General features: G+C 62.6%; 22 protein-coding genes. 12 read left to right on the forward strand and 10 right to left on the reverse strand.

What is annotated here, in order from left to right; genetic code table 11:
* Positions 1 to 158: 158 nt before the first annotated feature.
* From ACZ5BO_RS30300 to ACZ5BO_RS30315, 4 genes are all read left to right on the forward strand, one after another.
* The gene (locus ACZ5BO_RS30300; protein WP_025129193.1) at positions 159 to 647 is read left to right on the forward strand and encodes a DUF3015 domain-containing protein; all 489 of its coding nucleotides are present in this window, start codon (positions 159 to 161) and stop codon (positions 645 to 647) included.
* A 92-nt stretch (positions 648 to 739) separates the two neighbouring features.
* On the forward strand, positions 740 to 2593 hold the full coding sequence (locus ACZ5BO_RS30305; protein WP_464697305.1) for an Lnb N-terminal periplasmic domain-containing protein: 1854 nt from the start codon (positions 740 to 742) through the stop codon (positions 2591 to 2593).
* 99 nt (positions 2594 to 2692) lie between these two features.
* The gene (locus ACZ5BO_RS30310; protein WP_025129195.1) at positions 2693 to 3049 is read left to right on the forward strand and encodes a hypothetical protein; all 357 of its coding nucleotides are present in this window, start codon (positions 2693 to 2695) and stop codon (positions 3047 to 3049) included.
* A gap of 71 nt (positions 3050 to 3120) precedes the next feature.
* A complete protein-coding gene (locus tag ACZ5BO_RS30315; RefSeq protein WP_025129196.1) occupies positions 3121 to 3615 on the forward strand; it encodes a GreA/GreB family elongation factor in 495 nt (164 codons plus the stop codon).
* A 6-nt stretch (positions 3616 to 3621) separates the two neighbouring features.
* On the opposite strand, the gene gdhA is transcribed toward ACZ5BO_RS30315, so the two are convergent.
* Positions 3622 to 4959 (reverse strand): NADP-specific glutamate dehydrogenase, encoded by a 1338-nt coding sequence (gene gdhA / locus ACZ5BO_RS30320; RefSeq protein WP_025129197.1) that lies wholly within the window; start codon positions 4957 to 4959, stop codon positions 3622 to 3624.
* Here gdhA and ACZ5BO_RS30325 point away from each other — a divergent pair.
* Entirely contained in the window at positions 4958 to 5122 is a 165-nt protein-coding gene (locus tag ACZ5BO_RS30325) for a hypothetical protein (RefSeq protein WP_157838091.1), read from the forward strand. The genes gdhA and ACZ5BO_RS30325 overlap by 2 nt on opposite strands.
* A gap of 125 nt (positions 5123 to 5247) precedes the next feature.
* On the opposite strand, the gene ettA is transcribed toward ACZ5BO_RS30325, so the two are convergent.
* On the reverse strand, positions 5248 to 6912 hold the full coding sequence (ettA, locus tag ACZ5BO_RS30330; RefSeq protein WP_464697306.1) for an energy-dependent translational throttle protein EttA: 1665 nt from the start codon (positions 6910 to 6912) through the stop codon (positions 5248 to 5250).
* Between the two features lie 282 nt (positions 6913 to 7194).
* Here ettA and ACZ5BO_RS30335 point away from each other — a divergent pair, with 282 nt between their 5' ends.
* The 5 genes from ACZ5BO_RS30335 (at position 7195) to ACZ5BO_RS30355 (ending at position 15718) form a co-directional block, all read left to right on the forward strand.
* Positions 7195 to 11043, forward strand: a complete 3849-nt coding sequence (locus ACZ5BO_RS30335; RefSeq protein WP_025129206.1) for a sensor domain-containing protein — start codon at positions 7195 to 7197, stop codon at positions 11041 to 11043.
* 195 nt (positions 11044 to 11238) lie between these two features.
* Positions 11239 to 12492 (forward strand): serine hydroxymethyltransferase, encoded by a 1254-nt coding sequence (glyA, locus tag ACZ5BO_RS30340; protein ID WP_025129207.1) that lies wholly within the window; start codon positions 11239 to 11241, stop codon positions 12490 to 12492.
* Positions 12493 to 12882: 390 nt separating this feature from the next.
* Positions 12883 to 14196, forward strand: coding sequence for a C4-dicarboxylate transporter DctA (locus ACZ5BO_RS30345; RefSeq protein WP_025129208.1), 1314 nt, complete (start codon positions 12883 to 12885; stop codon positions 14194 to 14196).
* 79 nt (positions 14197 to 14275) lie between these two features.
* Positions 14276 to 14986, forward strand: a complete 711-nt coding sequence (locus tag ACZ5BO_RS30350) for a FadR/GntR family transcriptional regulator (protein ID WP_025129209.1) — start codon at positions 14276 to 14278, stop codon at positions 14984 to 14986.
* A gap of 36 nt (positions 14987 to 15022) precedes the next feature.
* Complete coding sequence (locus tag ACZ5BO_RS30355; protein ID WP_276495490.1) at positions 15023 to 15718, forward strand: GntR family transcriptional regulator; 696 nt, start codon at positions 15023 to 15025, stop codon at positions 15716 to 15718.
* 21 nt (positions 15719 to 15739) lie between these two features.
* Here ACZ5BO_RS30355 and yjiA read toward each other — a convergent pair whose 3' ends face one another.
* The 3 genes from yjiA to ACZ5BO_RS30370 form a co-directional block, all read right to left on the reverse strand.
* Entirely contained in the window at positions 15740 to 16711 is a 972-nt protein-coding gene (yjiA, locus tag ACZ5BO_RS30360; protein ID WP_464697307.1) for a GTPase, read from the reverse strand.
* A 113-nt stretch (positions 16712 to 16824) separates the two neighbouring features.
* The gene (locus ACZ5BO_RS30365; RefSeq protein WP_007937254.1) at positions 16825 to 17022 is read right to left on the reverse strand and encodes a YbdD/YjiX family protein; all 198 of its coding nucleotides are present in this window, start codon (positions 17020 to 17022) and stop codon (positions 16825 to 16827) included.
* A 15-nt stretch (positions 17023 to 17037) separates the two neighbouring features.
* On the reverse strand, positions 17038 to 19104 hold the full coding sequence (locus ACZ5BO_RS30370) for a carbon starvation CstA family protein (RefSeq protein WP_025129212.1): 2067 nt from the start codon (positions 19102 to 19104) through the stop codon (positions 17038 to 17040).
* Between the two features lie 345 nt (positions 19105 to 19449).
* Between ACZ5BO_RS30370 and ACZ5BO_RS30375 the strand changes: the two genes are divergently transcribed.
* A complete protein-coding gene (locus ACZ5BO_RS30375) occupies positions 19450 to 19818 on the forward strand; it encodes a PilZ domain-containing protein (RefSeq protein WP_025129213.1) in 369 nt (122 codons plus the stop codon).
* 22 nt (positions 19819 to 19840) lie between these two features.
* Here ACZ5BO_RS30375 and ACZ5BO_RS30380 read toward each other — a convergent pair whose 3' ends face one another.
* The 4 genes from ACZ5BO_RS30380 to katB all read right to left on the reverse strand — a co-directional run bounded on the left by ACZ5BO_RS30380 (position 19841) and on the right by katB (position 24211).
* Positions 19841 to 20569, reverse strand: coding sequence for a hypothetical protein (locus tag ACZ5BO_RS30380; RefSeq protein ID WP_025129214.1), 729 nt, complete (start codon positions 20567 to 20569; stop codon positions 19841 to 19843).
* 32 nt (positions 20570 to 20601) lie between these two features.
* Positions 20602 to 21969, reverse strand: a complete 1368-nt coding sequence (radA, locus tag ACZ5BO_RS30385; RefSeq protein WP_025129215.1) for a DNA repair protein RadA — start codon at positions 21967 to 21969, stop codon at positions 20602 to 20604.
* 45 nt (positions 21970 to 22014) lie between these two features.
* Positions 22015 to 22554, reverse strand: a complete 540-nt coding sequence (locus ACZ5BO_RS30390; RefSeq protein ID WP_464697308.1) for an ankyrin repeat domain-containing protein — start codon at positions 22552 to 22554, stop codon at positions 22015 to 22017.
* 115 nt (positions 22555 to 22669) lie between these two features.
* A complete protein-coding gene (gene katB / locus ACZ5BO_RS30395) occupies positions 22670 to 24211 on the reverse strand; it encodes a catalase KatB (protein ID WP_025129217.1) in 1542 nt (513 codons plus the stop codon).
* A 286-nt stretch (positions 24212 to 24497) separates the two neighbouring features.
* On the opposite strand from katB, the gene mscL reads away from it, so the two are divergent.
* The gene (gene mscL, locus ACZ5BO_RS30400; RefSeq protein ID WP_025129218.1) at positions 24498 to 24911 is read left to right on the forward strand and encodes a large-conductance mechanosensitive channel protein MscL; all 414 of its coding nucleotides are present in this window, start codon (positions 24498 to 24500) and stop codon (positions 24909 to 24911) included.
* Positions 24912 to 24958: 47 nt separating this feature from the next.
* On the opposite strand, the gene ACZ5BO_RS30405 is transcribed toward mscL, so the two are convergent.
* Positions 24959 to 25735, reverse strand: a complete 777-nt coding sequence (locus ACZ5BO_RS30405) for a ferredoxin--NADP reductase (RefSeq protein ID WP_025129219.1) — start codon at positions 25733 to 25735, stop codon at positions 24959 to 24961.
* Positions 25736 to 25743 lie beyond the last annotated feature (8 nt).

Here is a 25743-nt window from a genome sequence, read left to right on the forward strand (position 1 = left end):
TAAAACCGGCTGTTTCATGCATTGTTTTGTAAATAGTTACGGAACCCAAGGAACCTGCCTAAACTCCAAACTGCGCGGCTGGATAGATAACCGGCCCACTGGTGCCGGCATGGGCCAGTCTCCCTGTCCATTGGTATGCACACAAAGAGAACAACGCTATGAAACGGATTCTTCTCGGTACTCTTTTCACCGCTGTATCCCTCAACGCCATGGCCCAGGCCCCAGGCGGCCCGGATTGCGGCTGGGGCAACATGCTGTTCGAAGGCCAGCGAGGCACTCCGGCGCACTTCCTGGCATCCACCACCAACGGCACTTCCGGCAACGCCACCTTCGGCATGACCTCCGGCACCAACGGCTGCTCGACCAACTCCGCGCTGACCTACGGCGGTAAATCCTGGTTCGCCATGAACGGCATGATGAACGAGCTCTCCGAAGACATGGCCAAGGGTCAAGGCGAAGCCCTGACCACCTATGCCGTGGTTCTCGGCGTGGCGCCTGAAGACCGTGAGCACTTTGCCGCGGTAACCCACGAGCACTTCCAGCAGATCTTCAGCAAGGCTGACGTGACCGCGGAAGATGTGCACACCAATACCCTGGCCGTGCTCAAGAGCGATGCGCGCCTGGCCAAGTACGCAACCCCCGCTTAAGCTCGACCCACCCGCTCCTCACGAGGAGCGGGTTTTGTTTTCCGGACCTTGCCCATCTTGGGTCTTTGTATTTCCGACTTAAGTTGCCCACCATGCTCAAACGCCTTGCCTACCTGGCGCTCTGTGTCTGCGCCCCGTTGTATGCCGCGCCCCAGATCGATCCTCAACGTTTGCAGCAACTGGCCAATGACCCCTTCTGGATCTCCATAGGTCATTACGAAACAGCCAAGCTCGGTGGCTGGCGCAGTTACGTCAGCGACCCGAAGTTCTTCCTCGCTCCCGACGGCGCCCATCATCCCGACGCGGAGCTCGCAGCGACGCTGAAAGCCCTCTACGCTCCCGCCGATGCAGGCGACCGACATGCGCAGTGCGTCTACCCATCGCGCACCCGCTGGTTGAAGGCGCAACTGGGCCTGAACGATGTGCCCCAGGTGGAATGCGCCGAGTTCAAGCAGTGGTTCAAGGATGTCTCGCCCCACAGCACGGTGATGATCTTTCCCGCGGCCTATCTGAACAGCCCCTCGTCGATGTTCGGCCACACCCTGCTGCGCATCGACCAGGCCGACGTGCAAAGCAACAACACCGCCTTGCTCAGCTACGCGATCAACTTCGGTGCCTACATCGAAGGCTCGGACAACAGCATCCTCTACGCCTGGAAAGGCCTGATGGGCGGCTACCCCGGGCTGTTCGCCCTGGTGCCCTACCAGGAGAAACTCTCGGAATACCGCAGCCTGGAAAACCGTGACCTATGGGAGTACCGCCTGAACCTGACCCAGGCCGAAACCGAGCGCATGGTGGAGCACGTCTGGGAATTGAAGCAGATCAAATTCGACTACTTCTTCTTCGATGAGAACTGCTCCTACCGCCTGCTTGAACTGTTGCAGGTGGCCAGGCCCAGCCTGCGCCTGACCGAGCAGTTCCCGCTGACTGCGATTCCCACCGACACGGTCAAGGCGGTCAAGGACGCCGGGCTGGTGGAGCGCATCGACTATCGCCCGTCCCGGGAGCGGGAGCTGCTCAGTCGCGCCCAGCCCCTCAACCCGGAGGAACAGCAATGGGTGCTCAAGGTCAGCGCCGATCAGAAGCAGCTGCAGGCCCCTGAACTCAAGGCCCTGCCCCGGGATCGCCAGGCGCTGATCGTCGACGCCGCCTACCGCCTCGAACGCTACCGGGCCAACGGCCTGGAGCGCGACCCGCAGCGCTCGCAGCGCAGCTTCGAGCTGCTGCGGGCGATCAACCAGAACCCGGCGCCGGAGCTGCAGATCGAACGGCCCGGCCTGCCGGAAGACGGCCATCAGTCGCGCACCTGGCAACTGGGGGTCGGCACCCGGGACGACAAGGCCTTTGCCGAGTACGGCCTGCGCATGGCCTACCACGACCTCAATGACAACGCCGAAGGTTTCCCCCTCGGGGCGCAGATCGAGATCCTGCAGATGAAGCTGCGCCAGTACGAAGGCAACCACTGGCAGTTGCAGCAACTGGATCTGGCGACCATCCGCTCCCTGACGCCGCGCAACGAGCTGCTGCAGCCCTGGTCCTGGCAGGTGACCGGCGGCTTGGAGCGAGTGCCGGGCAAGCATGACGATGAAACCCTGGTCAGCCATGTGAACGGCGGTGCCGGCGGCACCTGGCAACTGGGCGAGGACACCCTGGGTTTTGTCCTGGGCACGGTGCGGGTCGAGCACAACGCTGACTTCGCCGGTTTCATCGCGCCGGCAGCCGGCTTCAACTCCGGGTTGCTGTGGAAAAACCCGCTGGGCAACTTCAGCCTTGAAGCCAAGGGCGACTACTTCACCAATGGCGAGGTACGCCGCAGCCTGAGCCTCAACCAGCAGTGGGAACTGTCGCGCAATCTGGGCCTGCGCCTGAGCGCCCAACGGGAATTCAGCCAGCTGGCCAGCCCGGTCAACGAAGTGATGCTTGAGCTCAAGTGGTATCACTATTAACGGCAGCTGCGAGGGTCAAGCTGCTAGCGACAAGGTTTTCACGCGTCACCGACAATCGCCCTTCTAGACTTCACGCATGTGAAGTCTGGGAGTTCCTCGATGTGGCGTTACGCTTGGGCATTGCTGGCACTGGCCCTGATCGGTGGTTGTGAGTCGAACCACGAGTATTTGCTCAAGCAAGGCTATCCGCCGGCCTTTGCCGACGGCTTCGATGCCGGTTGTGTCAGTGGACGCCAGGCGGCGGGGTCCATGAGCGGGGAGTTTCGCAAGGACGTGCCGCGCTACCTCAAGGATCCGCAATACGCCGAAGGCTGGGACGATGGTTTCCGCCAATGCCAGGCAATGCTGGAGAATCAGGACCGCAACGACTATCGAGAACGGCACTGGGACGAACGCGAACGAGCCTGGCAACAGGAAAAGGACCGCGACGCGGCCCGCGCCTATCGCTCGCAGTAGGTCGTTTTCAGGTATCCGTCCGGGGCCCAAGCCTGCAACCATGGTCCGCCCTCCCTGCAAGGAGCACCACCATGAGCCGAGCCTTCGTCAATGAGGATCAGGCCGCTGACCAGGTCGAGCAGCCCGTGGAGCGGCAGATCAGCAGCCATCCCAATTACGTCACGCCCCAGGGGCTCGCCGAGCTCCAGGCCAAAGTCGCCCAGTTGCATGAACAGCACGGGCAGCAAAGCGATTTGGCAGACAATGCCGACAAGCAGCGCCTGGCGGAACTGGAACGCGACCTGCGTTACTTCTCCCAGCGCCTGCACAGTGCCCAGGTGGTGACTGCGGCCACCCGCACCGACAAGGTGCAGATCGGCAGCCGGGTGACCTTCGCCGATGAGCAGGATCAGCAACAGCGGGTGCAATTGGTCGGGGAGGATCAGGCAGATGCAGCCAGGGGGCTGATCAACTGGGCTTCGCCCCTGGGTCGCGCCCTGCTGGGGGCACAACCCGGTGACGAAGTGCTATGGCAGCGGCCGGTCGGGGATCAGGTGATTGAAATCATCCGTATCGAGCCGGCCTGAAGCACCTCAGACCACGCCCTGGGCGAGCATGGCATCGGCGACCTTGACGAAACCGGCGATGTTCGCGCCCTTCACGTAGTTGATCCGGCCGTTCTCTTCACCGTAGTGAACACAGGCGTGATGGATCGACTGCATGATGTTGTGCAGCTTGCTGTCCACTTCACCGGCAGTCCACAGCAAGCGCATGGCGTTCTGCGACATTTCCAGCCCGCTCACCGCCACGCCACCCGCGTTGGACGCCTTGCCCGGGGCGAACAGAATGCCGGCATCGATGAAGATATCCACAGCCTCCAATGTAGTAGGCATGTTGGCGCCCTCGGCGACACAGGTGCAGCCGTTGCGCAGCAGGGTACGGGCCGCCTCCGCGTCCAGTTCGTTCTGCGTGGCGCAGGGCAGTGCGATATCGCAGGCCAGGTCCCATGGGGTCTTGCCGGCACGGAACTCCAGGCCGAAGCGGCCCGCCAGTTCGCTGATGCGCCCACGGGTGACGTTCTTGAGCTCCAGCACCGCCAGCCATTGCTCTTCGCTCAGGCCGGACTCGCAGTACAGGGTGCCTTCGGAGTCCGACAGGGAAATCACCTTGCCTCCCAGGTCCATGACCTTGCGGGCAGCGTACTGCGCCACGTTGCCGGAACCGGAGATCGCCACGCGCTTGCCTTCAACCCGGTCACCACGGCGCTTGAGCATTTCCTCGGCAAAGTACACACAGCCGAAACCGGTGGCCTCTGGACGAATCAGGCTGCCGCCGTAGCTGATGCCCTTGCCGGTCAACACTGAGGTGAACTGGTTGCTCAGGCGCTTGTACTGACCGAAGAGGAAGCCGATTTCCCGGGCGCCAACACCGATATCGCCGGCTGGCACATCCACATCAGCACCGATATGGCGGTACAGCTCGGTCATGAACGCCTGGCAGAAGCGCATCACTTCAGCGTCGCTCTTGCCCTTGGGGTTGAAGTCCGAACCGCCCTTGCCACCGCCCATGGGCAGGGAGGTCAGGGAGTTCTTGAAGGTCTGCTCGAAGGCGAGGAATTTCAGCACGCCCATGTTAACCGAGGGATGGAAGCGCAGGCCGCCCTTGTAGGGGCCAATGGCGCTGTTCATCTGGATGCGGAAGCCACGGTTGACCCGAACCTTGCCCTGATCGTCGACCCAGGACACGCGAAACACCACGGTGCGTTCCGGCTCGCAGATCCGCTCGAGAATGCCGGAGCTCAGGTAATGCGGATTGGCTTCGAGAAACGGCCAGAGGCTGCGCAGTACCTCTTCCACCGCCTGATGGAATTCAGGCTGGTCCGGGTCGCGCTTTTTCAGGCGGGCGAGGAAGTCTTCGACGGATTCGATCATGGGAAGTCTCGGCAAATTTATTGTCGTTAAAGGGAGATTTGCCCGGGACTTTATCAATTCAACCCGCACCGCGACAGCGCAAAATGTCGCAGATATGAATTTAAATGGTGCAATAAATATAAATAGCCCGGTTTTGCAGGTGTTTTACGCACTGAATTGGTGACAAAAATTGACTGTTTTGCACTCACTTTGAACGTTGCCCCGCGCTGGAAAATTAACCGTCGAGGCTTCTGCCAGGCATAAAAAAACGGAGCCCGAAGGCTCCGTTTCTTTCAAGCAGCGACCCGATCAGGCCAGCTTTTTGTGCCGTACCCGGTGCGGTTGCGCGGCGGCTTCGCCCAGGCGTTTCTTGCGATCGGCTTCGTACTCGGTGTAGTTGCCTTCGAAGAACACCGCTTGGGAATCGTCTTCATAGGCCAGGATGTGAGTGGCCACGCGGTCCAGGAACCACCGATCGTGAGAGATCACAATGGCGGCGCCCGGGAAGTCCAGCAGGGCTTCCTCCAGGGAACGCAGGGTTTCAACGTCGAGGTCGTTGGACGGTTCGTCGAGCAGCAGGACGTTGCCGCCCTCCTTCAGGGTCAGGGCCAGGTGCAGGCGGCCACGCTCACCACCGGACAGGTCCTTGACGAACTTCTGCTGGTCGCCGCCCTTGAAGTTGAAGCGACCGACATAGGTACGCGACGGGATCTCGTAGTTGCCGATGCGGATCTGGTCGGAACCATCGGAGATCTGCTGGAACACGGTCTTGCTGCCGTCCAGGTCTTCGCGGCTCTGGTCCACGCACGCCAGTTGCACGGTTTCACCGACTTCGATGCTGCCCGAATCCGGTTGTTCCTTGCCCATCAGCATGCGGAACAGGGTCGACTTACCGGCACCGTTACCGCCGATCACGCCGACGATGGCGCCCTTGGGCATGGAGAACGACAGGTTGTCGATCAGCACGCGATCGCCATAACCCTTGGTGACGTTCTTGAACTCGATGACCTTGTCGCCCAGGCGCGGACCGGCCGGGATGTAGATCTCGTTGGTTTCGCTGCGCTTCTGGAATTCCTGGGATTGCATTTCCTCGAAGCGCTGCAGGCGAGCCTTGGATTTCGACTGGCGGGCCTTGGCGCCTTTGCGCACCCACTCCAGCTCTTCCTTCATGGCCTTCTCATGGGCCGACTGCTGCTTGGACTCCTGGGCCAGACGATCGGACTTGGCTTCCAGCCAACCCGAATAGTTGCCCTCGTAAGGAATGCCCGCGCCGCGGTCGAGCTCGAGAATCCAGCCGGCCACATTGTCCAGGAAGTAACGGTCGTGCGTGATCGCAACCACGGTGCCCGGGAAGTCGTGGAGGAAGTGTTCCAGCCAGGCGACGGAGTCGGCGTCCAGGTGGTTGGTCGGTTCGTCGAGCAGCAGCATGTCGGGGGCCGACAGCAGCAGGCGGCACAGGGCCACACGGCGCTTCTCGCCACCGGACAGGTGCTCGACCTTGGCGTCCCAGGCCGGCAGGCGCAGGGCGTCAGCCGCGACTTCCAGCTGGCGCTCCAGGTTATGGCCATCGCTGGCCTGCAGGATGGCTTCCAGCTTGGCCTGTTCGGCCGCCAGCTTGTCAAAGTCGGCATCCGGGTCGGCATAGGCCGCGTAGACCTCGTCCAGGCGAGCCTGGGCGTCCTTGATCACGCTGACGGCTTCCTCGACCACTTCACGCACGGTCTTGGACGGATCCAGTTGCGGCTCCTGGGGCAGGTAGCCGATGTTCAGGTCCGGCATCGGGCGGGCTTCGCCCTCGAACTCGGTGTCGACGCCAGCCATGATTTTCAGCAGCGTGGATTTACCCGAACCGTTGAGGCCGAGCACGCCGATCTTGGCGCCGGGGAAAAATGACAGGGAGATGTTTTTCAGGATTTCCCGCTTCGGCGGAACAACTTTTCCCAGCCGATGCATGGTGAAGACGTATTGAGCCATGGTGAACCTAGCGTCAGTGACTGATGAATAGAACGGGCCGGGCCCGGGCCAGGCCATGCGCTGCGCCGACATTGACCATGATCAATACCGGCGGGCGGAAAAAGCCTGATTGTCTGGAGCTGGAACGCTCCCGCGTAACCGGCAAAACTACCTCAATGCACGATCCAGGTCCAGCCAAGCAGGACTGGCACTTTGCCACAACTCAAGGCATGCTAGCCGCCCTTCGGGCGTCCGGCTTATAGTGCACGTCGCGCCAGCCCAGCCAAACCGCAGGATCACAGCTTGTTCAACGTCATTCCGCCACAGCCCGCGCGCGCCACAGCCCCTGGGCCGGCCTATCCTTTGCGCGGCACACTCAAAGGCGCACTGGCAACGCTGGTGCTGTTGCTCCTGGCCCTGTTGTTCTGGCAGTTGCTGGATCAACTGCAGCAAACCCGCAAGGACCAATATCAACATGCCATCGACTACAGCGCCGACCTGGCCGACCACCTGAGCCTGAACCTGGCGCTCAATGCCCAGATTGCCCTCAACCTGCTGCCCATAGTCGAAGCCCCCCAGGATGCCCAGCAACAGCAGCAACTGCTGCACAAGCTTCAGCGCTCCCTGCCGGACGTGCGCAGCTTTGCCCTGCTGGACGCCAAGGGCCAGATCCTCGGCGACAGCGCTACCGACAGCCAGGATGCTCCCTGGCTCGCTGATCTGGTCCAGCGCAGCCGTTCCCAACGTTATTACTACAGCAACCCGGCCGACGGCTCGGTGGTGCATGTGCTGCTGCGGCAGGCCAGTGGCGCGAGCCACGGCTTCTGGGTCCTGCGCATGGCCCCCAGTTTCCTGCAGACCCTGGTGCGCCAGAGCGAGGAAGGCTTCAAGCCGACCTGGGTGATCGAGAATCGCCTGAGCCGCCAGGTGATCAAGCGTGACGAGCGCAGTACCCCCACTCCGGGCATGCTGGACCCCGACGAAGTGGCCAGCAGCGTCCTGCTGGTCCCCCTGAGCAACAGCGACTGGCAGCTGCGCGGCCTGTTCGACGAGCGCGCGGTGATCGAGGAACTGCTGCCGGCCTTTATCGGCAAGTGCCTGCTGGGCCTGGCCTTCTCCCTGCTGCCGGTGATTGCCCTGCTGAACATGCGGCGCCGCCAGCGCCAATTGCATGAGGGCCGGCGGCGCTACCAGGACATTTTCGAAGGCACCGGCGTAGCCCTGTGCGTCCTGGACATCGCCGGGTTGCCGGGGGTTCTCGAAAAACATCACCTGCACAACAGCGACCAGCTCAAGCAGTGGCAGAACGACCACCCGGACCACCGCCGCCAGTTGCTGCAGGAACTGCGCATCACCGAAGTCAACCAGGTGGCCCTGCGCCTGCTCAATGTCGAATCCAGCGACCAGGCCTGGCAACTGTTGATCGAGGGCTGCCCGAACAATGGCAACGCCATCGGCAGCCAGTTGCTGGAAGCCGTGGTCAGCCAGCAGAAACAGCTGGAGCTGGAAATCAAGCTCGGCGACGCCCAGGGCCACGACCAGCACCTGTGGCTGGTACTGCGCCTGCCGGAAGACTTGGCCGACTACAACGCAGTGATCCTCAGCATCAGCGACATCACCAGCCGCAAGCTGATCGAGCTGTCACTGCTGGAGCGCGAAGGCTTCTGGTCGGATGTGGTGCGCACCGTACCCGATCACCTGTACGTGCAGGACGTGATCAGCCAGCGGATGATCTTCAGCAACCACCACCTGGGCCAGACCCTGGGCTACAACAAGACCGAACTGCACCAGATGGGCGAGTACTTCTGGGAGATCCTCCTGCACCCGGAGGACGCCGATCTCTATCACCGCCTGCGCCAGGAACAACGACATTCGGCCTATGCCCAACTGCTGCAATGCCAACTGCGCTTTCGCCATCGCAGCGGTCAATGGCGACGCTTCGAAATCCGTGAACAGGCCCTGGCCCGGGATCGCTACAACCAGGTGACGCGGATCATCGGTGTAGCCAAGGACATCACCGACCAGATCGAGGCCAGCGAATCCCTGCGTGACAGCGAGCAACGCTACCGCATGCTCGCCGAAAGCATCAGCGACGTGATCTTCTCCACCGACAGCAAGCTCTCGCTGAACTACGTCAGCCCTTCGGTGCACGCGGTGCTTGGCTACGACGTGGAGTGGATTTTCCAGAACGGCTGGCAGTCGACCATTGCCAACCCGCAGCAGTTGACCGGCATCTATACCCTGATGGACCGAGTCAGCAAGGCTCTGGACAAACCCGAGCAACTGGCGCAACTGCGCAGCCAGGTGCAGACCCAGCTGTTCCTGTTCGACTGCCTGCGGGCCGACGGTCGCAAGATCCCCATCGAACTGCGCCTGGTGCTGGTCTGGGACGAACATGGCGCCTTCGAGGGCGTGCTCGGCGTGGGTCGCGACATCAGCCAGCAGCGCCGAGCAGAGAAAGACCTGCGCATGGCGGCCACGGTATTCGAGCATTCGACCTCGGCGATCCTGATCACCGACCCCGCCGGCTACATTGTCCAGGCCAACGAAGCCTTCAGCCGGGTCAGCGGGTACGCGGTTTCCCAAGTGCTCGACCAGCTGCCGAACATGCTCACCGTGGATGACCAGCAGGAAGCCCACCTGCGCTATGTGCTCAAGCAGTTGAACCAGCACAGCACCTGGGAAGGCGAAGTCTGGCTCAAGCGCCGCAATGGCGAGCACTACCCGGCCTGGGTCGGGATCACCGCAGTGCTCGACGACGAAGGCGACCTGGCCAGCTACGTGTGCTTCTTCAGCGACATCAGCGAGCGCAAAGCCAGCGAACAGCGCATCCACCGCCTGGCCTACTACGACGCCCTGACTCACCTGCCCAACCGCACCCTGTTCCAGGATCGCCTGCACACCGCCCTGCAATCGGCCGAACGGCAGAAGTCCTGGGTGGTGCTGATGTTCCTCGACCTGGACCGTTTCAAGCCGATCAACGACTCCCTGGGCCATGCCGCCGGCGACCGCATGCTCAAGGAAATGGCCACTCGCCTGCTGGGCTGCGTCGACGATGACGACACCGTGGCGCGCATGGGCGGCGACGAGTTCACCTTGCTCCTGCAACCGCGCGCCAGCCGCGACATAGCCCTGAACCGGGCAATCCACGTGGCCGAGCAGATCCTTGCCAGCCTGGTGACGCCATTCGTCCTGGAAGGCCGCGAGTTCTTCGTCACCGCCAGTATCGGCATCGCCCTGAGCCCTCAGGACGGCAACGAACTGAGCCAGTTGATGAAGAACGCCGACACCGCGATGTACCACGCCAAGGAGCGCGGCAAGAACAATTTCCAGTTCTACCAGGCCGACATGAACGCCAGCGCCCTGGAGCGCCTGGAACTGGAAAGCGACCTGCGCCATGCCCTGGAACAGGAAGAGTTCGTGCTGTATTACCAGCCACAGTTCAGCGGCGACGGCAAACGCCTGACCGGCGCCGAGGCGCTGCTGCGCTGGCGCCATCCGCGGCGTGGGCTGGTGCCGCCGGGAGATTTCATCCCGGTCCTCGAAGAACTGGGGCTGGTGGTGGATGTCGGCGACTGGGTGATCAGCGAAGCCTGCCGCCAGCTCAAGGCCTGGCACCAGGCCAAGGTGCGGGTGCCAAAGGTTTCGGTGAACATCTCGGCCCGGCAATTCTCCGACGGCCACCTGGGCATGCGCATCGCCACCATCCTCAAGGACACCGGCCTGCCGCCTGCCTGCCTGGAGCTGGAGCTGACCGAGAGCATCCTGATGCGCGAAGTCAGCGAAGCGATGCAGATCCTCGACGGCCTGAAGAACCTCGGCTTGAGCATCGCGGTGGACGACTTCGGCACCGGCTACTCCTCGCTGAACTACCTCAAGCAGTTCCCCATCGACGTGCTGAAGATCGACCGCACCTTCGTCGATGGCCTGCCGTCCGGCGAGCAGGACGCGCAGATCGCCCGGGCCATCATCGCCATGGCCCACAGCCTGAACCTGGCGGTGATCGCCGAAGGCGTGGAGACCCATGAACAACTGGATTTCCTCCGCGAGCACGGTTGCGACGAAGTCCAGGGCTACCTGTTCGGCCGCCCGATGCCGGCCAACCGCTTCGAAGCCCAGTTCAGCAACGACGCCCTGTTCATGTTCGATTGACCCCGACCCTCTGTAGGAGCCGGTTAGCCGGCGAAGGCGCTCTCAGGGGCCTCTTCGCTGGCAAGCCAGCTCCTACGGAAGCTAAGCCGTGACGTGAAGGCCACTTGTCTGCGACATGATGTCCTTTCATATGCCATCTAAAACCCATTGGGTTAGAATGCCTCCCTTTTCTGCCCCCGATCCTTGAGGACCGCCATGTTCAGCCGTGATTTGACTATTGCCAAGTACGACGCCGATCTCTTTGCCGCCATGGAGCAAGAAGCTCAGCGTCAGGAAGAGCACATTGAGCTGATCGCTTCGGAAAACTACACCAGCCCTGCGGTGATGGAAGCTCAAGGCTCGGTGCTGACCAACAAGTACGCCGAAGGTTATCCGGGCAAGCGCTACTACGGCGGCTGCGAATACGTCGACGTGGTTGAACAGCTGGCCATCGACCGCGCCAAGGAGCTGTTCGGCGCCGACTACGCCAACGTCCAGCCTCACGCCGGTTCCCAGGCCAACGCGGCCGTGTACCTGGCCCTGCTGCAAGGCGGTGACACCATCCTGGGCATGAGCCTGGCCCACGGCGGCCACCTGACCCACGGTGCCAGCGTTTCCTCCTCCGGCAAGCTGTACAACGCCGTTCAATACGGCATCGACGCCAACGGCCTGATCGACTACGACGAAGTCGAGCGCCTGGCCGTCGAGCACAAGCCGCAAATGATCGTGGCCGGCTTCTCCGCCTACTCGCAGATCCTCGACTTCCCGCGTTTCCGCGAGATCGCCGACAAGGTCGGTGCCTACCTGTTCGTCGACATGGCCCACGTGGCCGGTCTGGTCGCCGCTGGCGTCTACCCGAACCCGGTGCCATTCGCCGACGTGGTGACCACCACCACCCACAAGACCCTGCGCGGTCCACGTGGCGGCCTGATCCTGGCTCGCGCCAACGCCGACATCGAGAAGAAGCTCAACTCCGCCGTATTCCCGGGTGCCCAGGGCGGCCCACTGGAGCACGTGATCGCCGCCAAGGCCATCTGCTTCAAGGAAGCACTGCAGCCTGAGTTCAAGGCTTACCAGGAACAAGTGGTGAAGAACGCCCAGGCCATGGCCGAAGTGTTCATCGAGCGCGGTTTCGACGTGGTGTCCGGTGGTACCAAGAACCACCTGTTCCTGCTGTCGCTGATCAAGCAGGACATCTCCGGTAAAGACGCTGACGCCGCTCTGGGCAAAGCCTTCATCACCGTGAACAAGAACTCCGTGCCAAACGACCCACGCTCGCCGTTCGTCACTTCCGGCCTGCGCTTCGGTACTCCGGCCGTGACCACCCGCGGCTTCAAGGAAGCCGAGTGCAAGGAACTGGCCGGCTGGATCTGCGACATCCTGGCAGACCTCTCCAACGAAGCGGTGATCGACGCCGTACGTGAAAAGGTCAAGGCCATCTGCAAGAAGCTGCCGGTATACGGCGCTTAATCAGCCCGCAGATCGCAGCCCCAAAAAAGCCCGGCCCCGTGCCGGGCTTTTTCATGCCCGCAAGACCACCACCAGCCGCAACCACCCGCTCGCGCCTGAAACGAGCCACGGCCCCGGAACAGACGCAACCCTGGCTACTCGCAACAGGCTTGCAACCCGAGCGCCCAATCTGCCGGGGCAATGGCCTGGATTTACCGGACAGGCGCCAAAGGTCGAACAACTGGTAAGACCGGTCATGCCAATTTTTATATTTCCTCTTGTAAACCCGCAAAACCCGAGCGTAGACTGCGCCTGCACTGGACATACCGGTAAGACCACAATAATTAAGTCCTCCATCCGCAATGCCTCCCAGGCTCGCGGCAGACAGGACACCGACCAGGATTCCTCCCCATGCTCAGATGGTGCTCGCGTTCGATTTTCCTCCAGGTTGTTCTCGGACTGATGCTCGGCATCGTTTGCGGACTCACCCTTCCCGAATACTCCTCACAGCTCAAACCGCTGGGCGACGGCTTTATCAAGCTGATCAAGATGCTGATCGGCCTGATCGTGTTCTGCGTGGTGGTCAGCGGCATTTCCGGTGCCGGCGACCTGAAGAAAGTCGGCCGCATCGGCCTGAAATCGGTGATCTACTTCGAGATTCTCACCACCATCGCCCTGGTGATCGGCCTGATCATGGCCTTCAGCACCGGCATCGGCAGCGGCGCCAACATCCACCTGGAGCAGTTGTCCACGGCGGACATGGGCGACATCGCCCAGCGCGGCCAGCACATGCACACCACCACCCAGTTCCTCATGGACCTGATTCCCACCTCGGTGATCGGCGCCTTCGCCGAGAACAACATCCTCCAGGTGCTGCTGTTCTCGGTGCTGTTCGGCAGCGCCCTGAACCTGGTGGGCGAGGCGGCTTCCGGCATCTCGCGCCTGATCAATGAGTTGAGCCACGTGATCTTCCGCATCATGGGCATGATCGTGCGCCTGGCGCCCATCGGTGTGTTCGGCGCCATCGCCTTCACCACCAGCAAATACGGCCTGGATTCGCTGCAGCACCTGGGCAGCCTGGTGGGCCTGTTCTACCTGACCTGCTTCGCCTTCGTCGCGGTGATCCTGGGCATTGTCATGCGCGTCTCGGGCCTGCGCATGCTGCCCTTCCTCAAGTACCTGCGCGAAGAACTGCTGATCGTCCTCGGCACCGCCTCTTCCGATGCCGTGCTGCCGCAGATCATGCGCAAGCTGGAGCACCTGGGGATCGGCAGCTCCACCGTGGGCCTGGTGATTCCCACCGGCTACTCGTTCAACCTGGACGGCTTCTCCATCTACCTGACCCTGGCCATTGTCTTCATTGCCAACGCCACCGGTACGCCGCTGTCGATGTCGGACCTGCTGACCATCCTCCTGGTGTCGCTGATCACCTCCAAGGGTGCCCACGGCATTCCCGGTTCGGCCCTGGTGATCCTGGCGGCGACCCTGACCGCGATCCCGGCGATTCCGGTGGTGGGCCTGGTGCTGGTGCTGGCAGTGGACTGGTTCATGGGCATCGGCCGCGCCCTGACCAACCTGATCGGCAACTGCGTGGCGACCGTCGCCATCGCCCGCTGGGAGAAGGACATCGATGTGCAGCGCGCCAACAAGGTCCTGAGCGGTCAGCAAGGCTATGCCTTCCAGCCGCGTAAACCCCTGGCAGCCGCCCACCAGCAGGAATTTTGATCCAACCTTGTGCCTGCCCCGGGCAGGCACAACAATCAGCGCGCACACTTCGCGCTACCGACAGTTCATGGAGTCAACAGTGATCAGCTCGTCAACGGTTGTGAATTCAGTGGTAGAAAAGCTCCGGGCCGCCCTGGCCCGTGGCCAGTGGCGCTCCGGCGACATGCTGCCTGGGCAACGTGAATTGGCCGAGCAACTGGGCATCAGCCGTCCCAGCCTGCGCGAAGCGGTGATCGTCCTGGAAACCCTGGGCCTGGTGCGCTCCATGCCCGGCAAGGGCGTGGTGGTGCTGGAAGCGCCCCTGGACGAAGCACAGAGCAGCGACTCGGTGGCCGGCGCCAGCCTCGAAGATGTGCTGCAACTGCGCTACACCCTGGAGCCCTTTATCGTCGGGCTGGTGGCGCAATCCATCAGCAGCAAGGAAGTCGGCCAGTTGCGCCTGACCCTGATGGACATGCGCGAAGCCCTGGAGGCCGGCGACAGCGAGGCTGGGGTCAACGCCTACATCGCCTTCCACGAAGAGCTGTTCACCCTGACTTCCAACCCGATCTTCCAGAACGTGGTGCAGCAGACCAGCAATGCCCTCAAGCAAAGTGCGCAGATCCTGCGTAACTCGCCGGAGCACCTGGCCGAGCGCCTGGAGGAAAATGAAGCGGTGGTGCGGGCGATCCGCAACAAGAACAGTGCCCTGGCCAGCGCCGAGATGCGTCGGCACATCCTCCAGGAAGGCCAGCGCATGGGCATCGAACTGAATATTCCGGACGATCACCTGGGCCCCAACGCCTCGTAATCACCCCCGTGTCAGCAACTGGACTGGAGACAGGCCATGGTCAGCTACGCCCTGAAAAACAACCCCTTCACCCGGGTGGCCAGCCTGCCCCGGCGGCCGTGCGGCGAAAAGAAACTGCTGGTCGATGACGTCTACCCGCAGATCTTCGACGCCATTCTCGAACTGCGCATCGCCCCCGGCAGCCGCTTCACCGAGGACAGCCTGGGCCAGGCCTTCGGCGTCAGCCGCAGCATCATCCGCCAGGTGCTGGCACGCCTGTCGCACCAGCAGGTGATCATCCTGCGGCCCAATCATCGGCCCCAGGTAGCGGCGCCGGATCAGGAGCAGACCCGGCAGATCCTGCACGCCCGGCGCCTCACGGAAATCACCTTGGTACACCTGGCCTGCCAGCAACCCCGGCAGCAGCTGCAGCCCCTGCGTCAGTTGATCGCCCGGGAGCGCGAGGCCATCGAGCGTGATCAGCGCGGACCGGCGATCCGGCTTTCCGGGGAGTTTCACTTGCAACTGGCACAGATCGCCGGCAACGGGCCCCTGGCCCAGTTCCTCGGCAGCCTGGTGCCGCTGACCTCCCTGGCCATCGCCCAGTTCGGAGGCCTGGCCCGCCACTCCTGTGCCTGGCAGGAGCACTCAGCCCTGGTCGACGCGTTGCAGGCGGCTGACGCCAGCAAGGCCGAGAGCCTGATGAACCAGCACCTGGATCATCTGCAGCTGCGATTGCTGGGCGACCTGTAGCAGCCGGCTGGCTGGCGCAACCTACTGCGCCAGCATCCGGGCGAACCCTTCGCGGATCTTTGCTTCCGGCAGGTCATCGGCGATGAACACCATTACGCTCTCTCGCCCCTCCTCTGCAGCCCACTCGGTGTCCCAATCGAAACCGTAGAGCTTGAGCACGCCCTGGAACACCATGCGCCGGGGTTCATCGATGATGTTCAGTACGCCCTTGTAGCGCAGCAACTGCTTGCCGTGGTCTTCCAGCAGCTCATTCATGAATTCGCTGAGGCGGTCCAGGTCCAGGGGCTGCTCGGTGCGCAGCACCAGGCTGGAAATCCGATCCACCGAGGGAGCCTTGCTCACTGGTCGCAGGCTGATGCCGCCGCCCAGATCGGCATTGAGGTTGAAGCCGCGGACATCCAGCAGCTCGGCCAGGTCGATCCTGCCGTGCTCCACCACCCGGATAGGCGCCCGGCGGTTGATCCGGGTCAGGCGCTGGCTGAGGGCTTCGAACGTTGCCTCGTCCACCAGGTCGCGCTTGCTCACCAGCAGCCGGTCGGCAAAGCCGATCTGTGCCTGGGCAATGGTCTGAGTCAGGTGGAACTCGGCGTGCTTGGCGTCCACCAGGGTGATGATGCCGTCGAGGAGGTAGCGCTCGCGCAGCTCTTCATCGATGAAGAAGGTCTGGGCCACCGGCGCCGGATCGGCCAGCCCGGTGCACTCGATCACCAACCGGTCGAAGGCGATCTCGCCGCTGTCCAGGCGCTCCAGCAGCAAGTACAGGGCCTTGGTCAGGTCAGTGTGGATGGTGCAGCAGACGCAACCATTGGACAGGGTCATGACCTGTACCGGCTCGTCCCCCAGCAACTGGGTATCGATACCGGCGTCGCTGAATTCGTTTTCGATCACGGCGATTTTCAGGCCGTGCTCGGCCTTGAGCAGGTGGCGCAGCAAGGTGGTCTTGCCGGCGCCGAGAAAACCGCTGAGCACGGTGACGGGAATAGGATTTTGCAAAACAGGATCTCCCACGCATAAAACGCAGGAGCCGGCTTGTCGGCGATGGCGTCCGAAGAATCGCTATCGCCGGCAAGCCGGCTCCTACCTGGGTGTGGCTCAAACGCTGTGTTTCAACAGCACTTCGGACCGCCCTTGCCGCCGTACCGGGCTTCCTGGCGTTCACGGAAGAACGCCTCGTACGACATCACCGGCTTGTCCGGGTGCTTGGTTTGCATATGCTCGACGTAGTTGTCGTAGTCGGGCATGCCGACCATCAGGCGCGCGGCCTGACCGAGGTATTTACCGAGGCGACTCAGGTCATTGAACATGCTTGCAATCCTCTCTTACGCGTCCGGCACGGCCTGATAGGGCGCTTCTTTATCCGTACGCTCCTTGCTGCCCCAGGCCGCAATACCGACCTTGAGCGCATAGAACAGGATGCTGAACACCACCAGCAGGAACAGCGCGGTCAGGGTCGCGTTGGTGTAGGCGTTGAAGATCACGTGCTGCATCTGCGTGATGTCCTTGGCCGGCGCGAGGATCTGTCCATTGGCCAGGGCGTCGCTGTATTTCTTCGCCAGCGACAGGAAGCCGATCGCCGGGTTGGCGTCGAACAGCTTGATGAAGCCCGCGGTGGTGGTGCAGATCAGCAGCCAGACGGCCGGTAGCAGGGTCACCCAGATGTAGCGCTGGCGCTTCATCTTGATCAGGACCACGGTGCCGAGCATCAGGGCAATACCGGCGAGCATCTGGTTGGAGATGCCGAACAGTGGCCACAGGGTGTTGATGCCGCCCAGCGGATCGATCACGCCCTGATACAGCAGGTAGCCCCACATGGCCACGCAGCCGGCAGTGGCGATCAGGTTGGCGGTCCAGGACTCGGTGCGCTTGAGCGCCGGAACGAAGGAGCCCAGCAGGTCCTGCAGCATGAACCGTCCGGCACGGGTGCCGGCGTCCACTGCGGTGAGGATGAACAGCGCTTCGAACAGGATCGCGAAGTGGTACCAGAACGCCATGGTGTTCTCGCCCGGCAGGACGTGGTGAAGGATCTGCGCGATCCCCACCGCCAGGGTCGGGGCACCACCGGCACGGGCCAGGATGGTGTTTTCGCCGATGTCCCGGGCCACCGCCTGCAACTGCTCGGGGCTGATGACGAAGCCCCAACTGCTGACGGTCTGGGCCACTGACACCACGTCAGAGCCGACAATCGCCGCCGGGCTGTTCATGGCGAAGTACACGCCCGGCTCGATCACCGAGGCCGCGACCATGGCCATGATCGCCACGAAGGACTCCATGAGCATGCCGCCGTAGCCGATGTAGCGGGCGTTGGATTCGTTATCCAGCAGCTTGGGCGTGGTCCCCGAGGAGATCAGCGCATGGAAGCCGGACACCGCGCCACAGGCAATGGTAATGAACAGGAACGGGAACAGACCGCCCTTCCACACCGGGCCGGTGCCGTCGGTGAACTGGGTCAGGGCCGGCATTTTCAGCTCGGGCATGGTGATCAGGATGCCGATCGCCAGGGCGATGATGGTGCCGATCTTGAGGAAGGTCGACAGGTAGTCGCGGGGCGCCAGGATCAGCCACACCGGCAGCACCGCAGCGACGAAACCGTAGCCGATCAGCATCCAGGTGATCTCGATGCCGGTGAAGGTGAACATCTTGCCCCATACCGGATCGGCCGCGACCTGGCCCCCCAGCCAGATCGAGCCCAGCAGCAGCACCACGCCGATCAGCGAGATCTCGCCGATGCGCCCCGGGCGGATGTAGCGCATGTAGACGCCCATGAACACCGCGATCGGGATGGTCGCCATCACCGTGAAGATGCCCCACGGGCTCTCGGCCAGGGCCTTGACCACGATCAACGCCAGCACCGCGAGGATGATGATCATGATCAGGAAGCAGCCGAACAACGCAATGGTCCCCGGAACGCGGCCCATTTCCTCACGGACCATGTCGCCCAGGGAACGGCCATTGCGCCGGGTGGAAAGGAACAGCACCATGAAGTCCTGTACCGCACCGGCCAGGACCACCCCGGCAATCAGCCACAGGGTGCCGGGCAGGTAGCCCATCTGCGCCGCCAGGACCGGGCCCACCAGGGGACCTGCGCCAGCAATGGCCGCGAAATGGTGACCGAAGAGGATGTGCTTGTTGGTCGGTACATAGTCCAGACCGTCGTTGTTGACCACCGCAGGCGTGGCCCGACGCGGGTCCAGCTGCATCACGTTGGTGGCGATGAACAGACTGTAATACCGGTACGCCACCAGATAGATGGCCACAGCAGCCACCACAATCCACAAGGCGTTGATCGCCTCGCCACGACGCAATGCAACGACGCCGAGGGCGCACGCTCCCACGATTGCCAGCAGTAGCCAGGGTATATGGCGTGCCAGGCTATTATTGTTTTTCATTTTTATATTCCAGCCAGGTTGGACACAAAGATCGCGTTCCGAGTGTAGCGCTACTGCTACCAAAGACCACCCCCCACGTTGGTCTAGAGCCTTCTTTTAGCTGATGAGGCGGTTTTTTCTCGGAACGAATTCAGTTGAAGACAGGGCGTGATGAATACCCGGGACCGCGTTGGCAGAAAATCAGTGCGGCCGTGAACAAGGCGCCGCGAGGATCCTCTCGCCCATGCCCAGGCCCGGTGTTGTTCGGACCGCCTGAACGTGCCTCCCGTCCCAGCTCCGGCGCTGGCGGTAGCGACAGCGATAAACCGGGGTCTATAGTCAGTGCACCACGCAGAGGGCCAGCCCATGAGCGAACAACACGCCGACCGTCGACGTTTCAAGCGCATCGCCTTCGATGCGCAGACCGAACTCAGCCAAGGCACCCACCGCTGGCCGGTGCGGTTGCTGGACCTGTCCCTCAAGGGGCTGCTGATCGAACGACCCGATCCCTGGCCGGGCGACCCAGGGCGTCCTTTCGAAGCTGACATCCACCTCAGCCCCGACGCCGATGTGCGCATGGACGTGCAATTGGCCCATGACGACAACGGCCAGTTGGGTTTTGTCTGCCTGCACATTGGCCTGGAGTCGATCGAGCATCTCAGGCGGCTGATCGAGCTGAACCTCGGGGACCCGGAAGAACTGGAGCGCGAGCTGGGGGCGTTGATCGATATCTGATCAACCCCCTGTCGCGTGCGTCTCAGGGAAACAGTGACGGATCGGGAAAATCGCTTTCCGTGTCCCAGTAGCCGGCTTGCTGGCGCGAGGCCTCCGTCCACTGGCCGTCGACGAAACGGAAGGTGCGATAGGTGGTGATGAATTCCTCGTTCTGCGCCGAGGACGCGGACGACACCTGCTGGATGCTCTCGGTGCCCCCGTCGCGCGCTGGAACGATCTGCCAGGCGGCCTTGCCGGTCTGCGCCAGGATCAGTGGCAGCCGCTCGCCGTTCTCCCCCTGACACAACACCGGATCAAGCTGGCGCTGCTCGGGCATCAGCACTTCGCTTGCCGGGCCGCTGTAGCTGCCCATCGGCGCGGTCTGGTCGATGGTCAGGAAGAACGCCGGGGATGGCAAGCCGTTGAGTGGTGCCTTCTCCACCGTTGCCATGGGATAGCCCAGGGATTTCTCCGCCAGCACCTCACCGCTGTCGGACACCCAACGCGCCTGAGCCCCCAACGGGGCGACCGGAGGATCCTCCCCGGGCTCGGCAAAAGCGTCGACATCCAGCCCGCTGCCCCAACTGTCGGCGTGCAACTGCGGGGTGATGCGCAAGTCCTCCAGCACCTCCAGCACCGAGCCGTCCCCCACCAGCACCTGCTGCGCCACCCGGTAGCCCTCAGGCACCTCGGCCTGCTGCGCCAGGGCCAGCCCGGCACTGCAGAACAACCCCATCCCCAGTGTCCAGCCTTTCAATCGGCTCATGCTCATCATCTGCTTCCTTTCCTGAGGGCCCGGCGTGATTATTCGAAAAGCGCATCCAACGCCTGTTCCAGGCGGGTCACGGCAATGATCTTCAAGCCCGGCGGCGACTCCTTGGGGGCGTTGCCCTTGGGCACGATAGCCCGTTTGAAGCCGTGCTTGGCCGCCTCTTTCAAGCGCTCCTGGCCACTGGGCACCGGGCGCACCTCGCCGGACAGCCCCACCTCGCCGAACACCAGCAAATCATGGGGCAGCGGACGGTTGCGCAGGCTCGACATCACTGCCGCCATCAACGCCAGGTCGGAAGCGGTCTCCAGCACCTTGACCCCGCCCACCACGTTGAGGAACACATCCTGGTCATGGGTGGGAATGCCGCCATGGCGGTGCAGCACCGCCAGCAGCATGGCCAGGCGGTTCTGGTCCAGGCCCAGGGTGACCCGGCGCGGGTTGGCCAGGTGACTGTCATCCACCAGCGCCTGGACTTCCACCAGCATCGGCCGGGTGCCTTCCCAGGTGGCCATCACCACACTGCCCGGCACCTCTTCCTGGGCACGTGTGAGGAAAATCGCCGAAGGATTGGAAACCTCCTTCAAACCACGGTCGGTCATGCCGAATACACCCAGCTCGTTGACCGCGCCGAAACGGTTCTTCACCGCCCGCAGCAAACGCAGGCGCCCGTCGGACTCGCCCTCGAAATACAGCACGGTGTCCACCATGTGCTCCAGCACTCGCGGCCCGGCCAGGGCGCCTTCCTTGGTCACGTGGCCGACGAGGAAGATCGCCGTGCCGCTCTGCTTGGCATAGCGCACCAGCAAGGCGGCGCTCTCGCGTACCTGGGACACACCGCCCGGGGCCGATTGCAGTTGCTCGGTGAAAATGGTCTGGATCGAGTCGATCACCATGACCTTGGGTTTTTCCACCCGGGCCGTGGCGATGATGGTTTCGATGCAGGTTTCGGTCATCACCCGCAGTTGATCCTGGGGCAGGCCCAGGCGCCGGGCGCGCATCGCTACCTGCTGCTGGGATTCCTCACCGGTGACGTACAGCGCCGGCATGCGCGTGGCGATGTTGCACAGGGTCTGCAACAGGATGGTCGACTTGCCGATCCCCGGGTCGCCGCCGATCAGCACCACCGAACCGTCCACCAGGCCACCGCCCAGCACCCGGTCGAGTTCGCCGGACGCGGTAGAGAAACGCGGAATTTCCTCGACGCTGACTTCCGCCAGGGTCTTGATCTGCGCCTGCTGCCCGGCCCAGCCGGTGCGCCCGGCAGGCGCCGCGGCGCCGCCGCTTTCGATCATGGTCTCGGTCAGGGTGTTCCAGGCCCCGCACTCGCCGCATTGCCCGGCCCATTTGGGAAAGGTGGAGCCGCACTCGGTGCAGCCGTACATGCGCTTGGCCTTGGCCATCTGAACCCCCGGCAAAAACCGCGATGATAGCGCAGACAGGACGGATCAGTGCGGCGCGACGGTGCGTATCTGCCCGCTGGCCAGGCGCGTGGCGCTATTGCCCAGGGGATCCTCGGCATTCAGGTCGGCGCCTTTGGCCGCCAGTGCGTCCAGCAGCTCGGCGCGCTTGAACAGGCCGGCGTACATGGCCGCCGTCTGCCCGGCACCATTGCGCTGGTCGGGGCTGCAATCGGCGGCCAGCAGGCGTCGGGCAATCTGCACCTCGCCCTTGAAGATCGCCCCCATCAAGGCCGTGTTGCCGCGCTTGTCCTGGGCGCAGGCGTTGGCCCCGGCGGCCAGCAGGCGCTCCACCGCCAGGCCCTGGCCGTGATAGGCGGCGAGAATCAGCGCGGTGTAGCCCTTTTCATCCTGGGTATCGAGGGAGTAACCGGCCTCGATAAAGGTGTTGAGCATTTCCACATCGCCACGGCGGGCGGCATCGAAATAGTAGTTTTCCAGCTGGACCTTGACCGCCACCGGGTCGGCGGGCTGGGCCTGGACAGCCAGGGCCCAGGCCAAGGTCAGCAGCGCAATGAACAGGCGCATGGCGCACCTCCGTCTGTCTTGAAAGCGTAGGAGCCGGCTTGCCGGCGAAGGGGCCGCCCGATACCGCGCGGTGTCCGTGTTCGCCGGCAAGCCAGCTCCTACAAGGGGTGAAACATCAGTCGTTGAGTTTGGCCGCCAGCGCCTTGACCCGGCCCAGGTCACCCTTGGCCACCTTGGTCACGCCGGTGCCGTATTCAGGGTCGGCCTTATAAAGGAAGGACAGCATGATGTGCTTGCTCTCGTCATCGGTGGTGGCCAGGGAGCCGCCGAAGCTGTCGATCAGGTCCTGGCGTTCCTTCTTGCTGAGGGAGCGGTACAGATCACCGGCCTGCTTGAAGTTCTGCTCGCGCTGGATCTTCGCCTGCTGGGTGCTGCCCGACAGAGCCATCTGGCTGTAGCGCGCAGTCTGCGGCTCTTCGCGCGGCATCAGGCGGCTTGGCTGGTAGTTGACCCCGGTGCTGGTGTGGCCCAGGTTCATCGCGCCGTCCTGGTTGCCGTTGTTCACCGGGTTCTTCGGTGCGTTGATCGGCAGTTGCAGGGCATTGGCGCCGATGCGGTACATCTGGGTATCGGCATAGGAGAACACCCGGCCTTGCAGCAGGCGGTCTTCCGACGGCTCGATGCCCGGCACCAGGTTGGCCGGGGCCATGGCCACTTGCTCGGTTTCCTGGAAGACGTTGGCCGGGTTGCGGTTCAACACCATCTGCCCGACTTTGCGCTCGGGCACATCCGGCCAGATCTTGGTGGCATCCAGCGGGTCGAAATCAAACTTGGCCAGGTCTTCGGGTTTCAATACCTGGACATACAAGTCCCACTTGGGAAAGTCCCCTTTATTAATGTGGGTTACCAAGTCATTAGTCATATGGCTGTAATCGCGGCCCTGGACCTCTACCACTTGTTTCGGGTCGAGATTCTTCAGACCTTGCAGGCTCTTCCAGTGAAACTTCACGTAGTGCACTTCGCCCTTGGCGTTGATCAACTTGTAGGCGTGCACACCATTACCGTCCATTTCCCGGTAACTGGCCGGAGTGCCGGAGTTGGAATACAGCTCGGTCAAAGTACGGGTGGCTTCGGGAACATGGGAGAAGAAATCGAAACGCCGCGAGTCATCGTCAAGGTTGGTGCGCGGGTCCGGTTTGAATGCGTGCACCATGTCCGGGAACTTGATGGCATCACGAATGAAGAAGGTCGGAAAGTTGTTGCCCACCAGGTCCCAGTTACCGTCTGCGGTATAGAACTTGGTGGCAAAGCCGCGCGGATCACGCAGGGTTTCCGGGGAGTGGTTGCCATGCACCACTGCCGAGAACCGCACGAACACCGGGGTTACTTCTCCGGCGGCGAAGACCTTGGCACGGGTCAGGTCGCTGAGGTTGTCGGTCACGGTGAAGGTGCCGTGGGCGCCGGTGCCGCGAGCATGCACCACCCGCTCTGGAATGCGCTCGCGGTCAAACCGCTGGAGTTTCTGGATCAGTTGCACATCCTGCAGCAGCACCGGGCCGGTGGCGCCCGCGGTCTGTGAATTCTGGTTATCGCCCACTGCCGCGCCGTTGTCGCGGGTCAGCGTGGCGGCCTGTACGGAAAGGGAAAGCATACTGGCGGCAAGCACGCCGAGTACGCGTCGCTGGGCAAGATTCCCAAGGCCAAGAGAAGCGGTCATGTTGTATTCCTCTAGTTATATAAGGCGCATCTCGATGCGCCTGCTAGAGGCTAGTGGCTAAATATTTGAAAGATAAATAGAAAGGCCGTAACCGCTCGATTGAGAGAATGTTCTGGTTATATCGTTGGATGCGGGGTATATCGCGCGCGATCTGATGGCACTTTAATAAACTATTTGCCTCTTTGTCGGTCGATAACCCCGCGAGCTGTAAAAAGTTGTTTCGGCAAAATGCTTTTTGCTGAATTACACTGCCGTAACCAACCTCATCTGTAGCAAGGAATAACCTATGGGCGTGTTAAGTGAATTCAAGGCCTTCGCGGTCAAAGGTAATGTGGTCGACATGGCCGTCGGTATCATCATCGGCGCCGCCTTCGGCAAGATCGTTTCGTCCTTTGTCGGCGACGTGGTCATGCCGCCAATCGGCCTGCTGATCGGTGGGGTGAACTTCGCGGACCTGGCGGTCACGCTCAAGGCGGCTGCGGGCGATGCGCCGGCAGTGGTCTTGGCGTACGGCAAGTTCATCCAGAGCATCATCGACTTCATCATCATTGCCTTCGCCATCTTCATGGGGGTCAAGGTGATCAACCGTCTCAAGCGCGAAGAGGCCGTGGCCCCGACGCTGCCGCCGGTGCCGACCAAGGAAGAAGAGCTGCTGGGAGAGATCCGCGATCTGCTCAAGGCTCAGAACAACAAGCCCTGAGGCTGATCCTGCAATACAACAACGGCGCCCTGAAGGCGCCGTTTTCATTACCAGTAGTTTTCCACCGCCACCTGCCCCGGGCGCCGGGTCAGGCTCAGGCTCATGCCCCGCTGCTTGAGCAGCGCGCGGGTGTCGTCGATCATCTGCGGGTTGCCGCAGAGCATCACCCGGGAGTGCTCGGGGCTCAGCTCCACACCGGCGGCACGCTCCAGTTCACCGTTGTCGATCAACTGGGTGATGCGCCCGTTGAGGCTGCCCGGATGCTGCTCGCGGGTCACGGTGCTGATGAATTGCAGCTTGTGGGCAAATTCCGCCAGGTATTCGCGCTGGGGCAACTCGGCGAGCAGTTGCTGATAGGCCAGCTCCCTGGCCTCGCGCACGCTGTAGACCAGGATGATGCGCTCGAACTTCTCCCACACCTCGAAGTCCTGGAGGATCGACAGGAACGGCGCAATCCCGGTGCCTGTGGATAACAACCAGAGGTCGCGGCCATCGACGAAACGGTCCAGGGTCAGGTAGCCGAAAGCCTGGCGATCCACCAGCAGGCTGTCCCCCACTTCCAGGCGGCTCAGCTCGCTGGTGAACTCGCCACCGGGCACCACGATGGAAAAGAACTCGAGAAACTCATCGAACGGCGACGACACCATGGAATAGGCGCGCCACACCGTGCTGCCATCGGCCTTGGTCACCCCGAGGCGGGCGAACTGCCCGGCACGAAAGCGAAAACCCGCATCCCGGGTGGTGCGCAGGGTGAACAGGCTGGAGGTCAGGGGCTGGACCTCGAGCAGGGTCTGGCGGGTGTACTTTTCTTCACTGGCAGTCATGACAGGCT

It is taken from the genome of Pseudomonas sp. FFPRI_1 (genome assembly GCF_055384485.1).